A 17663-nucleotide genomic window follows, 5' to 3' on the forward strand; every position below is an offset into this window, starting at 1 on the left:
TCGTCGTCTTCGACGGGCTCGTGGTCTTGTTCAGGGTTCGCCGCAGAGGCAAGGGCCTCTGCGGCGGCATCTATTGCCGCTTCTCGCGCGGCGGCGTCTTCTTCGGCATGCATTGCTTCGAGTCCTTCGGCAACGTCGACCTTTGCGTCATCGGCCGCAGACTTTTCGTTCAGATTTTCACCAGCCGCTTGCACACCCGCGCCGGCCGCTTCGCCCAAGTCCAGCCCAGCCAGCACGACCGCCGGATCGGCGGATTCCAGTGCGGGCAGCTCGTCCAGCGCGCGCAGGCCCAGATCATCGAGAAACTGGCGCGTCGTACCAAATAGCGCAGGACGGCCCGGCGCATCGCGATGGCCGATGACTTCGATCCAGCCACGGTCTTCCAAAGTCTTGACGATCTGCGACGACACCGTCACACCGCGTATGTCCTCGATGTCGCCGCGTGTCACGGGCTGGCGCCAGGCGATGATGGCCAGGGTTTCGAGTACCGCGCGCGAGTACTTGGGCGGCTTTTCCGGATTGAGCCTTTCCAGGTAGCGCTGCATTTGCGGGCGGCTCTGGAAACGCCATCCGGAAGCCAGTTGCACCAACTCCAGGCCGCGATCGACCCATTGCAGCTGAAGCGCCTCCAGCGACCGGACCAATGCCGCATTGTCGATTTCCGACTCTTCGCCGAACAGCTTGCGCAGTTCGGCCACCTGCATTGGCTGGGACGCGCACAGCAATGCGGTTTCCAGGACCAATAGCGCCTCGTTGTCACTCATCGATATACAAAAACCCGAACATAGGCTCAAACCTGCCCGCGCGACCTGGCTTTACGCCCGCCGCAACATGCGGCCCTGTCTGGCCGCATCGGCATGCCCTCGGCCTGACCAAGGACGCAAAATCAAGAACGATTGAACGTGTCGTACGTAGACAACAATGCGCCGCAGCGTTTTGGGATATTTGCGGGCGGCGGGTTGTCACATACCTGCCTAAAGCCAGGTGCACGCAGCGCCTGTGGCAGCTTGCCGGCGCCTTTTTATTCCTCGAAACAACGCCGAGGAACGGGCAGGCGGCATGAATTGACAACCATTATATACCTGTAACGCCCCATTCCCAAGAGTTCCCCCAGGACTTATCGCGATGGACACGCGCTGCCATCAGTCCTGCCCGAGCAGGCGGGCAGCCTGCGGCAGAAAATCCTGCGCCTGCACGCCCCGCAAGATGAACACCAGACGCGACGGCGGCGCGTCCAGGCCGTCGGCCTGCGGCAACGGCTCCAGCGGGTAAAGCTGCCGATGCACGCCGTGCACCGCACAAGGCTCGGCCTCTCCCGCGAACTGCACCACGCCCTTGACCCGCAAGAGCGCTTCGCCGTAGCGGGCCTGCAAGGCATCGATCCCCGCCAGGAAGACCGGCCTGGCCATCCGCCGCGACAGATCCAGCACGGCATGGGAGACCCCGGCATGCGCTGCGCTGCTACGCTTCGCATAGGCTCCCAACCAGCGCGCCTGCTGCCCTGGCGCATCCTGCCCCCCTTCCCGCCGCGCATCGAGCAGGCTGGCATCCAGCCCTGCGCCGGACTGCAGCACCGACACGATCGCCCCCGGATTGATGCCCAGCACCGCTGCGCGCGCACGCTCGACCTGCTCGCAAGAACATAGATCGGCTTTGCTGATGGCTACGACATCGGCCAACGCCACCTGCTGAACGGCCTCGGGCTGCACCTGCATCTGCCCGGGAAAATGCTGCGCGTCGGCTACCGCTATCGTGCCGCGGTAGACATAGCGCTCAGCCAGGAAAGCGTCATGCCTCAAGGTAAACATCAAGGGCGCCGGACCGGCCAGGCCTGTGGTTTCGACCAACACATGCCGGAAAGGCCGGAGCTGGCGGCGCACGGCAGCCATGAACAAGTCGCGCAAGGCATCGGCCACCCCGCCGCTGGCCGTGCAGCAGATGCACCCGCCCTCGACCAAAGCGATGCGCCCCTGCACCCCGCGCACAAGATGATGGTCCACGCCGATTTCGCCGAACTCGTTGATGACCACAGCCGCGTCCACGTAGGCGGGATCTCGGACCATGCGGTTGAGCAGTGTCGTCTTGCCGCTACCCAAAAAACCGGTCAGCACAGTAAGGGGGATTCTGGTGTCGATCAAGTCTTCTCCGATGCAATGCGCCATTGTCGCGCGCACGCGCTGCTCAACGCCAACGGCTGGGGCGCGCGGCTTGCACAGGTTCTGAAAACTGTGCATAATCTCGCTTCTCTGATCCCCGATAGCTCAGTCGGTAGAGCGACGGACTGTTAATCCGCAGGTCACTGGTTCGAACCCAGTTCGGGGAGCCAAAATCAAAAGCCCCGCTTAGGTGTTCTTAAGCGGGGTTTTTTCAGCGAAGCCTTTCGAAGCAGGTTGATCGGCTTTTTACTGGAAAGATTTTGCCGGCATAGCTCAGTTGGTAGAGCAGCGCATTCGTAATGCGAAGGTCGTAGGTTCGACTCCTATTGCCGGCACCAGAAATATCAAGCACTTAGGCCAACCTCGCGGGGTTGGCCTTTTGCTTTTCTGCGATCATGTACCCTCTGTGTACCCCGCAGCGACCAATTTACCGGCAAGGGCGCCAGCTCATTGCGCGGCTCCTTTCCAGTTGATCTCTGCATCAATAGCACAGGCCAGTTCGGAAGCCAGCCAAAGGATGTTGCCTCGATCGCGGGGGGAATAATCCCTCGAATGCCTCGTGCCCTTGTCCGTACAACAACACCAGCAGGGACGATAGTTGGGCGGCGCGCATTTCCAGATCGCTGGAGCCGGTGCGATTATTCATGGCACACCCCCGCGATCAGATCAGCCATGCCGGCAGCAAAGCCCGCATCGAAGCCGCCGCAGGACTCGGAATAACCAGCCGTGGGGGCGGCCGGCAGGCCAGTAATGTATGCCGCGCGTTGCTGGTCGCAGTACACAGCCAGTGTGTAGCCGTGCTGGGCGAACCAAGACGCGGCAGGCTTGCGGCCGGCGTCGAAGGCAGATTGGTAGTGAGCGCCCTTATGCAGGGTCGCCTCCTTGCAACGCGGCCCGTATGACGGGCTTCACTTTTTTTTCTTTGAAGTCATCGCTGTCGGAGAGCAGATGATCCGCACGAATCTCTGCCATGCCACAGCCTAGGCTGGCCGAGTGCTTGATCGACTCCAGCAACGCAAATTCGCTAGTTTGTTTTTCTTCAGTTCTGGACCCTATGGCACGGAACAGTTCCGCCAATGCGCAAAGCGTCTCGCCCGCATGGCGCATCCGTTCGATAGCGCCATTTTCAAGCTGGAGAGCAATGTGATTGATTTGCGCAGACGTGCGCGAGGGATGGTTAGCCATGAATGGCCTCCTTTGTCGGGTTAGACCCCCTCCCTACGCCAATAGGGTGGGCGAGCACACGCAGGGTTGGCGTACCGGTGACAAAGGAAACCGGCGTGCACAAGGGCACCTCCGCCAGGCCCGCCCAAAGGACGCGCATCGGCTGCGGACGAAAAAATACCACCGGTAGGCGGTTGTCCGCCTTTGTCAGTTTCAGGACGCCAATCCTGACTGCCGTTGGTGCGGCAGTTCAATCGTTATCGGCCTCCCCTCTTCTATTCGCAAGATATTGTTTTCTCGCCTCCGAGCGTCTACGTTGCCTTACTGGTGATCTATCTCTGCCCGGGCTATGAACGCTGATCTGCAGCGAAAAACTCATGCTGACAAAAACGGCACACAAGTGCGGCACTCTTCACTGTTTCTGCACATCGCGGGCAAACCTTAGTAGATCCCTCAACGTCATGACCCAAGGAGGGCGAAGTGAGACCAGATGACGGCTGTTGCGCCGAAACCGCGGCTTCTTGCTCCTGCAGGATTGCCTGCCGAAATTGCAACGGCGACGATACGCCAATGATCGGTTCAATTGGATTGCCTGCGCCAGAGATGATGATTGAGCCGAAATTGAAGATGCGCCCAAGAATGCCCTGGCGGACTTGCACGCTCTCAATCCTCTGAATATTCATCTCCATCGTGCTTCGCCGAATAAATCCTCGCTTAACGATGGCGCGCTTATTGGTTACCGCAAGCTCGATCGAGTTGTAATCGATAGCGATAATTAAAAGCACAAGAAGCCCAAGACCAAGCGCCAGAATTAGGATGACCCCGACCACTATCCCTAATGCGTATCGCCATAGGCTTGGCCTGCCCCAATAGACGATTTCCTCGCCGGGAGTTAGATTTTTTTCAACGTAGCTCGCCATGATTTCCTCATTTATAAAAACTACTGCCCCGCAGAATCTTTGCACGGTGATCGTACACTGAGGCCCGCTAGATTCTTAGATCACCGCGAATGGTGCATGCCGCCTTGGTGCTTACGGCTCACACGTCAAACACGCCCCCAGGGCTACAAGGCTCTTCTAAGGTCAGAGTCGATGGTCGGCCTACCTTAACGAGATTTCGGATTTTCCCTCTGTAGCCATCTCCAATCGGTATAGGCTGGGTGAAGGTAACTTGCTCGCCAAGCTGCGCGATTTGGCAAGATGGGGTGGTATTTCACCAACCCCTCGGACATCTAAGGGGGTAGCGTTTCGCTACCCCCTTGCGGTGCTCTCGAGTGTCGAGGATGGAGGGCGGCTTTTGCATCCCGCCGCCATGGTCACCCGCTGCGACTCGTTCAGGTGCTGCGGGCAGCGCGGTGTTCAGCTTCGCAACTATGCGGACCCGTATCTGCGAGGTTATTCGCGCGGAAGTGAACGCAATGAGGCGCGCCGAGGCTAGGCGTTCCGGCTTTTCGCCCCATCGGGCTAGGCGCTGGCGAAAGAGGTCAGGCCGCCAGCGGCTCTACGCTCAGACGCAGGCCCATGGCATGCGGCACTTTGGTCAAGGTGTCGACAGTGGGATTGCCCTGTTCGCTCAGGGCGCGGAACAGCACCTTTTCACCCAGCCCGGCACGGCGGGTCACTTCGGCCATGCCATGCGCCTTGGCGACGTGGCGAAGCGCCACCAGCAGCGCTTGCAGGGTCTTCCATCTCCAGTACGGCATCCAAGTATGCTGCGGCCTCGGCGGGGTCCTTTATGGCCTGGTCCATGTGCTCGTCCCACTTGGTATCGCGCGCGGTATTCATGGTGTCAGACAAGCCGTAATTCAAGGCGCTTGCCCACGGCTGCCGCGTACTTACGCAGCGTAGCCAGGGACGGCGACGGCTTGCCTGTCACCAGTGCATTTTCCAGGCGAGCGACAGCAGGGGCCTTGGTGCCCATGCGTTCAGCCACCTGGGCCTGAGTCAGACCCGCATCCGTGCGTGCGTGAAGGATGGCGTCCAGCATGGGCATTTCCTCACGCTCGATGCGCGCGTACTCTGCCCGCACCTTGGGATTGGACAAGGCCTTCGCCTTCAATTCTTTATGCGTCAGCATTTTTCACCTCTCTCATACGGACTTCTGCAATTTGCCGCTGTCTGGGCGGTGTCTTGGCGGACTTCTTCACAAAGCTGTGAAGCATCACGATGCGCTGCCCCACTAATGTGCAATAAAAACACGCGCGCAAATCCCTCGGCCCCTTCAATCGCAGTTCAAGCAGCCCATCACCAAAGGCCTTGGTGTGCGGCTCTCCAAGATTCGCCCCCATCACTTCCATACGGTCCGTCAGGCTGAGCCGGCGGGGGTCTTCGGTTTCCATGCACTATCTGACTACAGCCTCAGCAAATAATTCTGACTATTTATGGGCCTTATCTTTAGCGCTATCTACTAAACTCGGAGGAATTTCAAGCCTTCCAGGGTGCATTGCGTCGCCGCCTTTGCAATATGCTAAACAACTGGTTGCATATTCCGGACAACCAGTTACATGGCCATTGACCGAGGTTATCGTGTTTCACACACTGCGCGCACGCCTGATTGCCATTTCCACCATCATCGCAACACTAGCTTTGATCGTGCTATCGATTGCGGCCTTCGTGATTGTGCGTGATAACACCCTGGCCAAATTGGACGAAAACATAAACGGCACCACACGCCAGTACGCCCGGGAGCTGGCGGAGTGGGTGCAGAACAACCAGCGCATCGCCAGCGCCGCCAAGCAGGCGGCGAAGTTGGCCAACCCCATGCCTGCCCTCGACACAGCAAGGCTGGCGGGGGGAGTGGATTCGGTCGGTCTTGGCTTGGCAGACAAACGCTTTGCCTACAGCGGGTGGACAGCCCCAGCGGGCTATGACCCCACAACGCGCCCCTGGTACAAGCTTGCGGCTGAGACAGGACGTCCCGCCATTACACCGCCCTATGCCGATATGAACGGCGTTGTCTGGGTGAGCTTCGTAGATCCCATCGTGGATGGCGGCAAGATCATCGGAGTCACCACAGCCGACACGCAACTCACCTCGGTCGCCAAGAAGGTCAACGGCATCCATCCCACGGGCAAGAGTTTCGCCGTATTAGTCGACGGTGCGAACGACACCATCCTGGCCTACGCACGCAAGGAGTTGATTGCCAAGCCGGTGACGGACCTGGCCGCCGGCTTGAACGCCGCGCTGCTAAAGCGCTTGGTAGCCAACGCAGGCCATGCCGAAGTACCCATCAACGGCGCCACGCAAATGGTATATGCCGCCAAGGTCGAAGGCACGCCGTGGATTCTGTTGACAGCAGTCGATCGCGCCGATGCCACCGCTTCCCTGGCTACGCTCAAGCATACGGCCTCCCTCGTTACCTTGCTGTGCGTGCTTGTAGCAGCAGCATTGATGTGGGCGTTTGTCAGCCGGCAACTGCGTCGCCTGGTCGTAGTGCGCAACGCGCTGGACGACATCGCTTCGGGTGAAGGCGACCTGACGAGGCGCATGGATGTCTCGGGCCGTGATGAACTGACGCAGATTGCCAGCGCCTTCAACCGCTTTGCCGACAAGCTTAATACCGTGCTTCTGCGTATTCGCGATGCCTCCGAATCAGTGCGCACCGCATCCAGCGAAATCGCGGCTGGCAACACCGATCTGTCCTCGCGCACCGAGCAGCAGGCAGCTTCGCTGGAAGAAACGGCTGCTTCGATGGAAGAGCTGGCAGCAACGGTCAAACAAAATACCGAAAACGCGCACCAAGCCAATCAATTGGCGGCCAGCGCCTCGGAAGTGGCCGAGCGCGGCGGCTCCGCCGTCGCGGATGTCGTGGATACGATGCAGGCCATTTCGGGCAGCTCCAGCAAGATTGCCGAGATTGTGTCGGTGATTGACGGCATTGCGTTCCAAACGAATATTCTGGCCTTGAACGCAGCGGTGGAAGCGGCCCGCGCCGGGGAACAGGGCAAGGGCTTTGCCGTGGTGGCCGGCGAAGTGCGGACATTGGCTCAGCGTAGCGCTCAGGCCGCCAAGGAAATCAAGCAGTTGATCGAGGACTCGGTCAGCAAGGTATCCATCGGTTCGGATCAAGTGGCGCGCGCCGGGTATACGATGCAAGAGATCGTGGCCTCGGTCAAGCGCGTGACCGATATCATGGGCGAGATTTCAGCGGCGTCCCAAGAACAGTCCAGCGGCATTGATCAAGTCAATCTTGCGGTGTCGCAAATGGACACGACGACGCAGCAAAACGCGGCATTGGTCGAGCAATCGGCCGCGGCAGCCCTTTCACTGCAGGATCAGTCCGCGGAGTTGAGCAAAGTTGTGTCAATGTTCAAGCTGGATGGATCGCAGGTCATCGATGTTGACGCCATGCTCGTCAAATCAACGACTCAAGCCAAGCCCGCGCCCGCGTCTTCGCCAGCCAAACGGGCGATCGCCACACCGGCTGCATCAGCGAATTCGAAACCTACCTCCACAAAAATTAGGACTGATCCTGCCTTGTTGAAGTCCGCCGCGCGCGCAGCGAAAGCAGCGCCGCCCAATGCTGGCAGCGCAAGCGATGACTGGGAAAGTTTCTGAGCGAGCGCTACGGTCGGGAAACATGCCGCAGGACGCTGTCATTGCCGGCACCAATACACCCAAAGCACATAGGCCAATCTCTCGGGGTTGGCCTTTTTTCTGCCGGGCCCGTCCCGGAATCTACGCCATGAAAACAAGCGAACGGTGCGCGCCGATGCCCGCCGCGACGCCCGACGCCGACGCAAAAGTCGCGTTGGTCATGGCGGTCGATGCATCGCCCGCTGCAAAGACGCCGGGCACGCTTGTCTCCTTGAATCCGTCGGCGCGAATCAAGGGACCAAGCGGCCCTTCGTCCAAGGCGCAGCCGAGCTGACAGGCGAGATTGCTGGCCAGTTCCGTCCGCGCGCCGATGAACAATGCGTCAATTGAAATGACCCGGCCGTCGACCAGGCGCAGTGCGTCGAGGTCCGGGGCGTCTCCCAATACTTGCGCCACCGGTGTGCGTTCAATGCTCACCTGGCGCGCCTGCAAGAGAGCGGCCTGCTCTTCATCCGGCTCGACAATCCCCTGTGTAAACCATGTCGTAGATCCCCAATCGGGAATCAATATGGCCTGGTGCACCGAGAGTTCATGGGTGGCTAAAACGCCAAGGCGCCGTCCGCCTACTTCATAGCGGTGGCAATAAGGACAATGCAGCACACTGGTGCCCCATCGCGCTTCGAGCCCCGGAAGATCCGGCAGTTTGTCCCGAATGCCGGTCGCAAGGATCAGCCGTCTCGCCCTGGCATGAAAGCCATCAGTCAGCTCGACATGAAAATCGCTGATCTCGCCGCAAACCCTTTGCGCTTCCCCCTTGACCAGGGTCACCGTCGGATATTTGAGTAGTTGCGCAGCGGCTGCAGCGATGATCTGAGCGGGGGCCACGCCATCCTGGCCGAAAAATCCGTGCGCGTGAGAGGCGAAGCGATTGCGTGGCCGGCCCGCGTCGATCAGCAGATTGCGGCGCATCGACTCGCCGTAGGCATACAGTCCCACCACCGCCGACCGGCTCTGGGCAATGGCCTGCTATCCGACATCGCGCCATTGCACCGCCGAAAAGTGTGGATGACTGTGCCACGCAGTTGCAACAGACCGGCCACCCACTATCAATGCTGTCCCGACGCGGCACACTGCCGCCCGTATGGTGGAGGCCGCATGCGCGCGCAAGAGCGTGTGCGAAGCGGCCGGGCTTGAGCGTTCAATCCAGGTTTTCGACCTGTGCCGATTTATGCGACAAACCCTTGGGCAAGGGAAAGGAAACACTCTCCTCCAACCCTTGCATGGTGCGCACCGACACCGCACCCAGTTCCTTGACGCGGGCCACCACCTGCTGCACCAGCAGCTCGGGCGCGGAGGCGCCGGCCGTGATGCCCACCCGGCGGCTGCCCGCCAGCCAGGCCGGATCGATGGCATCCGCGCCGTCGATCAGATAGGCCGACGCGCCCTTGCGCTCGGCCACTTCGCGCAGGCGGTTGGAGTTGGAACTGTTGACGCTGCCCACGACCAGCACCACATCGCAGTCTGGCGCCATGACCTTGACAGCGTCCTGGCGGTTCTGGGTGGCATAGCAGATGTCGCTTTTCTTGGGTTCGACGATCTGCGGAAAACGCGTCTTGAGCGCAGCCGACACCGCCGCGGCGTCATCGACCGAAAGCGTGGTCTGCGTGACAAAGGCCAGGTTGTCCGGATCGCGGATCTGCAGCTGTGCCACATCTTGGACTGTCTCGACCAGGTGCATGCCGCCTTCGGACTGGCCCAGCGTGCCCTCGACCTCGGGGTGGCCCTTGTGGCCGATCATGATGATCTCGCGGCCGGCCGCGCGCATGCGAGCGACCTCGATGTGTACCTTTGTGACCAGCGGGCAGGTGGCGTCGAAGACGCGCAGGCCGCGGCTTTCGGCCTCGGCGCGCACGGCCTTGGACACGCCGTGCGCCGAGAACACCACGATGGAACCGGCGGGCGCCTGGTCCAGCTCGTCGATGAACACCGCACCCTTGGCGCGCAAATCGGACACCACATAGCGGTTGTGCACGATCTCGTGACGCACATAGATGGGGGCGCCGTGCAGCGCGAGCGCGCGCTCGACGATCTCGATGGCGCGATCCACGCCGGCGCAAAAGCCGCGCGGCTGGGCCAGCACGACCTCGGCGCCCGGCTGCGTGACCGTCGATGCGGCATGGCTCATCACAGCACTCCCAGAATGGCGACATCCAGCGTCAAGGCATTGCCGGCCAGCGGATGGTTGAAGTCGAACAGCGCCCACTCGTCGTTGATCTCTTTGAGGATGCCCGAGTAGCGGCCGCCGTTGGGCGCGGCGAACTCGACCATGTCGCCCGGATCGAACGCGGCATCCTCGCCCGCATGCTCGCTCAGCATGGCGCGCGAGACACGCTGGACGAGTTCGGGATTGCGCTGACCGTAGGCGGCCGTGGGCGGCAGCGTGACGCTCAAGCGCTCGCCTTCGCCATGGCCAACCAGCGCAGCCTCCATATCGGGAGACCACTGGCCACTGCCCATCTGCAAAGTGGCTGGACGACCGTCGAAGGTGTCGATGAAGACTTCGCCTTCGGCCGGGCCCGATGCCAGCACGATGCGGTAATGCAAGGTCAGGTAGGAATCCGCACGGATCAAATTGTTCATTTCGGCACTCGGGGCGTTCAAGTTCTGCCACCTTGATCAATTGTTCGCAAACTTTGATTTTAGAGCGTAATGATGCAGCCCCCGCACACCCCTTCCGTTTCCCCGTCCCCGGAGCCACAAACATGAACCTGGCCGAAAGCCTGCCCGGCCGCCAGCTTCCCCGCGAACGGCTGCTGCGTCATGGCGCCGCAGCGCTCAGCGACGCCGAACTGCTGGCGGTGGCGCTGCGCACCGGCACCCGGGGCCTGAACGCCATCGAATTGGGCAGCCAGCTGCTGCAGCGTTTCGGCGGCCTGCGCGGCCTGTTCGGCGCCGCGCCGGAAGAACTTCGCGCCGTGACCGGGCTGGGCGCCGCCAAGGCCTGCACCCTGGCGGCCGTGCTGGAACTGGCGCGCCGTGCCGGCGAAGAGGATCTACAGCGCCTGGACGCCCTCTCCCATCCCGACCGGGTCAAGCAGTATTGCCGCACCGCCCTGAGCCATTGCACGGTGGAGCACTGCATCGCCCTCTATCTGGACAACCAGCTCAACCTGATCGCCACCGGCGAACTGGCGCGCGGAACCCTGGCGCAGGCCTGCGTCTACCCCAGGGAGGTAGTCCGGGAAGCGCTGCGCCATCACGCCGCGGCCCTCATCCTGGCGCATAACCACCCTTCAGGCCTGGCCCAGCCCAGCCAGGCCGACCTGGATCTGACCCTGCATCTGCGGCGGGCCCTGGCGCTGGTGGACGTGCGGCTGCTGGACCACCTGATCGTCGCCGCAGGGGAAGTGGTGTCCATGGCGCAGCTGGGGCTGATCGCACCGTAGATTCCCAAGAAGTTCAATAAAAACCATGACTTGTGCTTACCTTGCGCGCCGAGTTAGAATCTTGAGTTCAGTTTTTTCGGATACGTGATTGGGGATGGAGCATGGCCGCATGTGCGCGGGTCATGTACGAGCCCCCGGTTGGCGACCCTAACTCCTAGCCAGGAAATCCCCATGAAAGAAGGCATACACCCCGAATACCGCGAAGTGGTGTTCATGGACGTTCAGACGGGCGACAAGTTCGTGACCCGCTCCACCGTCTCCACCCGCGAAAAAGTGGAGCTGGACGGGCAGACCTATCCGCTCTTTAAGTGCGATGTGACCTCCAAGTCTCACCCCTTCTACACCGGCGCACAAACGCGCATCGTCGAAACCGGCCGCGTCGAGAAATTCCGCGCCCGCTTCGCCCGCACCACTGGCACCGCCAAGGCCTGACCGCCCATACCGGCCGCGCAGCGTTGCCGTATGCTGCAAGGAAAAAGGCCCCCGTGCTGCTTCTTCGGCTTGTTTGCCTTGGGGCACCCGGCAGCAAAAAGCAGCCCGACCGGGCTGCTTTTTTTTCCTCTCATGAGACGATAGCAAGATTGTTGATCCTGCCCTTCATCCCGTGCCTTCCATGACGCGCTCCACTCCTGCCCGCCTGACCGAGTTGGGCACCACGAAACTGCCGCGACTAGCCCTCATCGGGCTGGCGCTTGCTTATGTGGTGGCCGGGCTCTTCATGCGGGACCCTTGGAAGACGGACGACGTGGTGGGCCTGGCCACCATGATGACTGCGCTGCGCGAAGGCGCATGGCTGCAGCCGCAGATCGGCCATCTGGCCTATGCGCAGGACGGCCCGATGATCACATGGGTCGGCGCTATTGCGATCAGGTTGTTCGGTTCGCTCCTGGGCGAACTCACGGCCAGCCGCCTGCCCAATCTGCTCTGGTTCGCCATGAGCGCGGGCAGCGTCTGGTACGGCACGTATCTGGTGGGCCGGCGGGCCGAGGCCCAGCCCCTGGCTCTGCCCTTCGGCGGCGAGCCGCCGCCGCGCGCCTACGGCCGCATGCTGGCCGACGCGGCTCTGCTGCTGCTGCTGGCCACCGTCGGCATATTGCAGCACATGCACGAAACCTCGGCTCTGCCCGCCGTCATGGCCTGGCAGGCGCTGGTGTTCTATGCCCTGACCCGCATTCCCGACAAACCCTTCACGGGCGCGCTGACCCTGGGCGTGGCAATCGCCGGCAGTTTTCTCACGCGCGGCTGGCCGGGCGGCATCCCGGTGATGGCAGGCACACTGGTGGCGTTCATGCCGCCCGGCGCGCTGCGCAAGCGCCTGGGCTGGCTGCCCCTGGCCGCGCTGGTGGCCGCAGCGCTCATCCTGGCCTGGTGGATACCGGCCACCCATCAAAGCAGCTACTGGATCCGTAGCTGGAAGGCCTGGAATCTGGGGTTCTACACCTGGCCCGAATTCAATCCCAGCGGCCGCGCGCTGCGCGACCTGGCCTGGTTCCTGTGGCCGACCTGGCCGCTGGTGCTGGTGGCTGTCTGGCAATGGCGCACCTGGCTGTTCGCCTCGCATATCTGGCCAGCGTTGGCGCTGCTCATCTGCGCGCTGCTGCAGCTGTTCTTTGTGGCCGATCCGGACGACGGCGTCTACATCATGCTGGCCGTGCCCTGTGCCTCGCTGGCCGCGATGTCGCTGCCCACCCTGCGCCGCGGCGTCATCAACACGCTGGACTGGTTTGCGGTGATGTGCTTTTCGCTCACCGCAGTCACCGCATGGCTGGCCTGGGTGGCGGTGCTCTTTGGCGTGCCTACGGGAATATCCCACAATATCGCCCGCCATACGGCCGGCTACGTGCCGCCCATCTCCTGGATCGCGCTGCTGCTCGCGGCCGGCATCACGGCTGCCTGGATCGCGCTCATCGTCTGGCGCTTTCGCGTGCAGCCTACCGCGCTATGGCGCGGCACGATACTCTCGGCCAGCGGCCTGGCCGCCACCTGGGGCCTGCTGGTACTGCTGTGGCAACCGGTGGTGAACTATGCGCGCAGCTACCGGACCGCTTCGGCCGAACTGGCAGCGGTGCTCAAGGCCAATATGAAGCCTGGTGAATGCGTTCGCGGCGACGGCCTGGGCGCCGGCCAGCGCGCCTCCTTCCTCGTGTTCCAGAATCTGAACTTCCCTTACGACTCGGCCTGCACGCTGGTATTGCAGCAAACTACCCGGCAGGCGCTGGCCAACGGCACGGCCGACTACACCAACGACAACAACGTGCGGGAAATCTGGCGCGGCGGCCGCCGCGCCGACCCCAACGAAATCTTCCGTCTGCTGCGCATGCCGTCCGGCTATCAATGACCGCGCTGTCCCGAGTACCCGTGCAAAGCCTGGGCGCGACCATGATAAATATCATGCGCCAGGCCTGGCCGGTGTTGATAGGCCAGTGGGCCAGTGTCGCTTTCGGCGTGCTCGACACTGCCATGACGGGACACTCCAGCCCGGACGACCTGGCCGCCATGTCGCTGTCGGCTTCGATCTACATCACCGTATTCGTAGGCCTGATGGGCGTGCTGCACGCGCTTATTCCCATTCTGGCCCAGCACTACGGCGCCAAGCGCCACCACGAAGTGGGACGCCTGTGGGGCCAGGGGGTCTGGCTGGCACTGGTCCTGTCGGTACTGGGCGGCGCGCTCATGCAGTTTCCCGACGCCTGGCTGGCCATGTCGGGACATGTCGATCCCGGCGTGCGCGAGCGCATGATCGCCTACCTGGACGCGCTGACACTGGCCCTGCCCGCAGCGCTGATATTCCGCACTGTCTATGCGCTGGGCAGCGCCGTGTCGCGCCCGCGCGTGGCGATGCTGATCAACCTGTCCACGATCGTGCTCAAGGCGTTCTTCAACTGGCTGTTCATCTACGGTCACCTGGACCTGCCCGAGATGGGCGCGGCAGGGGCGGGACTGTCGACCGCACTGGTTTCCTGGATCGGCCTGCTCGCAGGCCTCTGGTATGTGCTGCGCAACCGCAGCTTCGCGCCGTTTCACCTGCGGCTGGGCCGGCCGCAATGGCAACCGCTCAAGGAACTGCTGCGCCTGGGCCTGCCCATGGGCGGCTCGTACTTGATCGAAGTGTCATCGTTCACCTTCATGGCACTGCTGGTGGCGCGCGAAGGTACCTACGTGCTGGACGGGCACCAGATCATGTCCAACCTGGCGGCTCTGTGCTACATGATGCCCATGTCCATCGGCGTGGCAGGCGCGGCGGTGACGGCACAGGCGATCGGCGCGGACAACCAGCCCCTGGCACGGCGCACCGGCCTGGCCAGTCTGGCCCTGGCGATGCTGGGCGCCCTGCTGACATCCATCGCGGTCCTGGCGGGCCGGCCTCTCATCATCGAAGCCTACACCAGCGACGCCCGGGTCGCCGCGGCGGCGAGCAGCCTGGTGATGCTGATGCCCGTCTTCCATCTGTTCGACGCCTTCCAGTGCACCAATGCCTATTTGCTGCGCGCCTACAAGATCGCACTTATGCCCCTGCTGATCCAGGTGGTGGCGTTGGCTGTGGTGGGACTGCTGGGAGGATGGTGGTTTGGCTTCGGCCCGGGCCGCGGGGGACTGGACCGGATCATCGCCCTGCTCATGCCGGGCGCGTACACGGGAGCTGGAAGCCTGTGGCTGATGGCCATGATAGGCCTGGGCCTGTCGGCCCTGCTTTTGCACGCGTGGTACTGGCGCACGCTGCGGCGGCTTTCGGCGGGATCTTGGCAATCCGGCGGTTCGCCTGGACACGGATAACCGTGCAACCCAGGACGAACCGCCGGCTCGCCTTATTACGATCGCAGAAAACCTGCGCTTGACCGATTACTTCTTGGCAGCAGCCTTCTTGTGGGCCTTTTTCGGGGCCTTCTTGACGGGCTTCTTGACGGTCTTCTTGGCAGCGACCTTGGTGGCGTGAGCCGAATGGGTAGCAGCGAACGAAGCGGCCGGGGCAGCAGCCAGGCCCATGCACAGAGCCGAAGCGGACAGGATCAGGGCGATACGCGATTTGGTCATGGCGAGAACTCCTAGGATAGTGACGGGCCCGCCGGCCCGGCTGCCTGAGACCCGGCTCGACTGCCGGATACCTCATGCATACAGGGCTTTGGAGTGGGCACTTTGATAAAGGTTCACAGTCGCGCCAAATTTTTTTTGGCGCCAGGCCGCTTCCAGAAAAAACGCCCCCTGGCTTGCAACAAACCGCAGGCGCGTGGCGGGTAGACGACTTACCTACCTCAATTTTTCCAGCGCAGCATCCAAGCGGTCGACCGCCCAGATTTCCAGCCCTTCGATGGCTTGCCTGGGCGCGTTGGCCTTGGGAACCAGGGCCGTGGAGAAACCCAGCTTGGCTGCTTCGCGCAGGCGCTCCTGGCCGCGCGGCGCCGGGCGGATCTCGCCAGCAAGGCCTACTTCGCCGAAAGCCACCAGACCGCGCGGCAAAGGCTTGTCCCGCAGCGACGACATGATGGCCAGCAGCACCGGCAGGTCGGCCGCAGGCTCGGTGATGCGCACCCCGCCCACGGCATTGACGAAGACATCCTGGTCGTACGTGCTGACGCCCGCGTGGCGGTGCAGCACCGCCAGCAGCATGGCCAGCCGGTTGCCCTCCAGCCCCACGCTTAGGCGGCGCGGGTTGGGTGCGTGCGAAGCGTCGACCAGGGCCTGGACCTCGACCAGCAGCGGCCGGGTGCCCTCCTGCGTCGCCATGACGCACGAACCGGCCACCTGCTGCGGATGCTGCGACAGGAACAGGGCCGATGGATTGGCCACGCCGCGCAGGCCGCGGTCGGTCATGGCGAACACGCCCAGTTCGTTGACCGCGCCGAAGCGGTTCTTGAAGGCGCGCACCAGGCGAAATGACGAATGGGTATCGCCCTCGAAGTACAGCACGGTGTCGACAATGTGCTCGAGCACGCGCGGGCCGGCCAGGGCGCCGTCCTTGGTGACGTGGCCGATCATGACGATGGCGATGCCGGTCTGCTTGGCCAAGCGGGTGAGCTGGGCCGCGCACTCGCGCACCTGCGACACCGAACCCGGCGCCGCGGTGAGTTCGCCGCTATAAAGCGTCTGGATGGAATCGATCACCGCCACGGCCGGCTTGCGCTCGGCCACTGCAGCCTGAATGGCATCGAGGCGGATCTCGGCCAGCAGGTCGACCTTGTCGGTCGTCGCCAGGCCCAGGCGGCGGGCGCGCAGGGCCACCTGCTCGGCAGACTCTTCGCCCGTGACGTAAAGCACCGGCACCGCCTCGGACAACGAGGCCAGCGCCTGCAGCAGCAGCGTAGACTTGCCTATGCCGGGATCGCCGCCGATGAGCACCACCGCGCCCGGCACCAGCCCGCCGCCCAGGACGCGGTCGAACTCGTCCAGTCCGGTGGGCTGGCGCGGGGTTTCGCGCGCTTCGATGTCGGCCAGACTGCGCACCGGCGCAGACGCCGCCAGCGGCGCATAGCGGTGCGCGCCGCCAGCCGCGGCGGCTGGCTCGATGGTTTCATCGAGCGTGTTCCAGGCATTGCAATGCGGGCATTTGCCCTGCCATTTGAGGCTGGTGCCGCCGCATTCGCTGCAGACGAAAAGGGTGCGGGATTTGGCCATGCCGTGCGAACCGTGGCGCCAGGCCGCTAGCGGCGCCCGCCCAGCGACCCGCCGCCGTCCACGCCCAGCACCTGCCCGGTGATGTAGCCGGCCTCGTCCGAGAGCAGGAAGGCCGCGGCTGCGGCCACATCGGCCGGCGTGCCGAAGCGCCGCATGGGAATGGATGCCAGCGATGCCTTTTCGGCGTCGCTGCCCGCCGGGTGGTTTTGGCGAAACAGCTCGGTCTCGATCGGACCCGGTGCGACGGCGTTGGCAGTGATGCCGTATTCGGCCAATTCCAGCGCCCAGGTGTTGGTGCAGCCCACCAGCGCGCTCTTGGCCGCAGAATACGCGGTGCGGTCCTGGCCTCCGTGGATGGCGCGGCTGACTATGTTGACGATGCGCCCGGTGCGCCGGGCCTTCATCGATTCAATGAAGATCTGCGTCACCTGCACCGCCGCACGCACGTTAAGGTCGAAAACGCGGTAGAGCGTGGCCAGGTCGATCGACCCAAGCGGCTGCGGCGCCACGACGCCGACGTTGTTGACCACGGCATCGACAGGGTATTTTTCGCGGATCTCGCGCAGCACCTCTTCGGTGCGGCCCGCGTCCGACAGGTCGCAGGCATAGAGATAGCCGGGGAAATCCACGTCCTCGGTATTGCGGGCAACGCCCACCACGTGGCAACCCTGATCTGCCAGACGCTGCGTCAGCGCCCAGCCTATGCCCTTGGTGGCGCCCGTGATCAACACGCATTTGTCTTTCATGGATTG

Annotated in this window: 17 protein-coding genes, 2 tRNA genes and 1 pseudogene; 7 read left to right on the plus strand and 13 right to left on the minus strand. The window is 62.9% G+C overall.

Translation table 11 applies throughout. The annotated features are described in order from the left end of the window. Positions 1-208 precede the first annotated feature (208 nt). A pseudogene (scpB, locus tag H143_RS19600) lies at positions 209-764 on the minus strand (SMC-Scp complex subunit ScpB); the annotation flags it as partial. A 378-nt stretch (positions 765-1142) separates the two neighbouring features. Next, positions 1143-2162, minus strand: a complete 1020-nt coding sequence (locus tag H143_RS0100140) for a GTP-binding protein (protein WP_196801338.1) — start codon at positions 2160-2162, stop codon at positions 1143-1145. Positions 2163-2250: 88 nt separating this feature from the next. On the opposite strand from H143_RS0100140, the gene H143_RS0100145 reads away from it, so the two are divergent. Both H143_RS0100145 and H143_RS0100150 read left to right on the plus strand, forming a co-directional pair. Then, a tRNA-Asn gene (locus H143_RS0100145) sits at positions 2251-2326 on the plus strand. A gap of 92 nt (positions 2327-2418) precedes the next feature. Beyond that, positions 2419-2494 (plus strand) — tRNA-Thr (locus H143_RS0100150). 526 nt (positions 2495-3020) lie between these two features. On the opposite strand, the gene H143_RS0100160 is transcribed toward H143_RS0100150, so the two are convergent. From H143_RS0100160 to H143_RS19615, 5 genes are all read right to left on the minus strand, one after another. Next, positions 3021-3341 (minus strand): hypothetical protein, encoded by a 321-nt coding sequence (locus H143_RS0100160; protein WP_019936196.1) that lies wholly within the window; start codon positions 3339-3341, stop codon positions 3021-3023. Positions 3342-3667: 326 nt separating this feature from the next. Further along, positions 3668-4240, minus strand: a complete 573-nt coding sequence (locus H143_RS19605; protein ID WP_019936197.1) for a PH domain-containing protein — start codon at positions 4238-4240, stop codon at positions 3668-3670. Positions 4241-4803: 563 nt separating this feature from the next. Further along, positions 4804-5022, minus strand: a complete 219-nt coding sequence (locus tag H143_RS21310; RefSeq protein ID WP_019936198.1) for an addiction module antidote protein — start codon at positions 5020-5022, stop codon at positions 4804-4806. Between the two features lie 86 nt (positions 5023-5108). Next, the gene (locus tag H143_RS0100175) at positions 5109-5396 is read right to left on the minus strand and encodes a helix-turn-helix domain-containing protein (protein ID WP_019936199.1); all 288 of its coding nucleotides are present in this window, start codon (positions 5394-5396) and stop codon (positions 5109-5111) included. Further along, a complete protein-coding gene (locus H143_RS19615; protein WP_019936200.1) occupies positions 5383-5658 on the minus strand; it encodes a type II toxin-antitoxin system RelE/ParE family toxin in 276 nt (91 codons plus the stop codon). The genes H143_RS0100175 and H143_RS19615 overlap by 14 nt, the downstream gene beginning before the upstream one ends. 187 nt (positions 5659-5845) lie before the next feature. Here H143_RS19615 and H143_RS19620 point away from each other — a divergent pair, with 187 nt between their 5' ends. After that, positions 5846-7876 (plus strand): methyl-accepting chemotaxis protein, encoded by a 2031-nt coding sequence (locus tag H143_RS19620; protein WP_033365742.1) that lies wholly within the window; start codon positions 5846-5848, stop codon positions 7874-7876. A gap of 120 nt (positions 7877-7996) precedes the next feature. Here the strand turns inward: H143_RS19620 and H143_RS0100190 are convergent, their stop codons facing one another. The 3 genes from H143_RS0100190 to H143_RS0100200 form a co-directional block, all read right to left on the minus strand. After that, positions 7997-8824, minus strand: coding sequence for an NAD(P)/FAD-dependent oxidoreductase (locus tag H143_RS0100190; protein ID WP_369751049.1), 828 nt, complete (start codon positions 8822-8824; stop codon positions 7997-7999). Positions 8825-9053: 229 nt separating this feature from the next. Beyond that, positions 9054-10040, minus strand: a complete 987-nt coding sequence (gene ispH, locus H143_RS0100195) for a 4-hydroxy-3-methylbut-2-enyl diphosphate reductase (protein ID WP_019936203.1) — start codon at positions 10038-10040, stop codon at positions 9054-9056. Next, entirely contained in the window at positions 10040-10495 is a 456-nt protein-coding gene (locus tag H143_RS0100200; protein ID WP_019936204.1) for an FKBP-type peptidyl-prolyl cis-trans isomerase, read from the minus strand. The genes ispH and H143_RS0100200 overlap by 1 nt, the downstream gene beginning before the upstream one ends. A gap of 122 nt (positions 10496-10617) precedes the next feature. Here H143_RS0100200 and radC point away from each other — a divergent pair, with 122 nt between their 5' ends. The 4 genes from radC to H143_RS0100220 all read left to right on the plus strand — a co-directional run bounded on the left by radC (position 10618) and on the right by H143_RS0100220 (position 15075). Continuing rightward, positions 10618-11301, plus strand: a complete 684-nt coding sequence (gene radC / locus H143_RS0100205) for a DNA repair protein RadC (RefSeq protein WP_019936205.1) — start codon at positions 10618-10620, stop codon at positions 11299-11301. Between the two features lie 171 nt (positions 11302-11472). Beyond that, positions 11473-11733: a type B 50S ribosomal protein L31 gene (locus H143_RS0100210; protein ID WP_019936206.1), complete on the plus strand. Its 261-nt coding sequence runs from the start codon at positions 11473-11475 to the stop codon at positions 11731-11733. A gap of 172 nt (positions 11734-11905) precedes the next feature. Next, positions 11906-13639, plus strand: a complete 1734-nt coding sequence (locus tag H143_RS0100215; RefSeq protein WP_155803270.1) for a glycosyltransferase family 39 protein — start codon at positions 11906-11908, stop codon at positions 13637-13639. Further along, positions 13636-15075: an MATE family efflux transporter gene (locus H143_RS0100220; protein ID WP_019936208.1), complete on the plus strand. Its 1440-nt coding sequence runs from the start codon at positions 13636-13638 to the stop codon at positions 15073-15075. The genes H143_RS0100215 and H143_RS0100220 overlap by 4 nt, the downstream gene beginning before the upstream one ends. A 66-nt stretch (positions 15076-15141) precedes the next feature. Here H143_RS0100220 and H143_RS22625 read toward each other — a convergent pair whose 3' ends face one another. From H143_RS22625 to H143_RS0100235, 3 genes are all read right to left on the minus strand, one after another. After that, positions 15142-15333, minus strand: coding sequence for a hypothetical protein (locus tag H143_RS22625; RefSeq protein ID WP_019936209.1), 192 nt, complete (start codon positions 15331-15333; stop codon positions 15142-15144). A 213-nt stretch (positions 15334-15546) separates the two neighbouring features. Beyond that, positions 15547-16911, minus strand: a complete 1365-nt coding sequence (gene radA, locus H143_RS0100230) for a DNA repair protein RadA (RefSeq protein ID WP_019936210.1) — start codon at positions 16909-16911, stop codon at positions 15547-15549. Positions 16912-16937: 26 nt separating this feature from the next. Next, positions 16938-17657: an SDR family oxidoreductase gene (locus H143_RS0100235; protein ID WP_019936211.1), complete on the minus strand. Its 720-nt coding sequence runs from the start codon at positions 17655-17657 to the stop codon at positions 16938-16940. Between the last annotated feature and the right edge of the window lie 6 nt (positions 17658-17663).

The sequence above is a fragment of the Bordetella sp. FB-8 genome (assembly GCF_000382185.1).
Lineage (GTDB): Bacteria > Pseudomonadota > Gammaproteobacteria > Burkholderiales > Burkholderiaceae_B > Bordetella.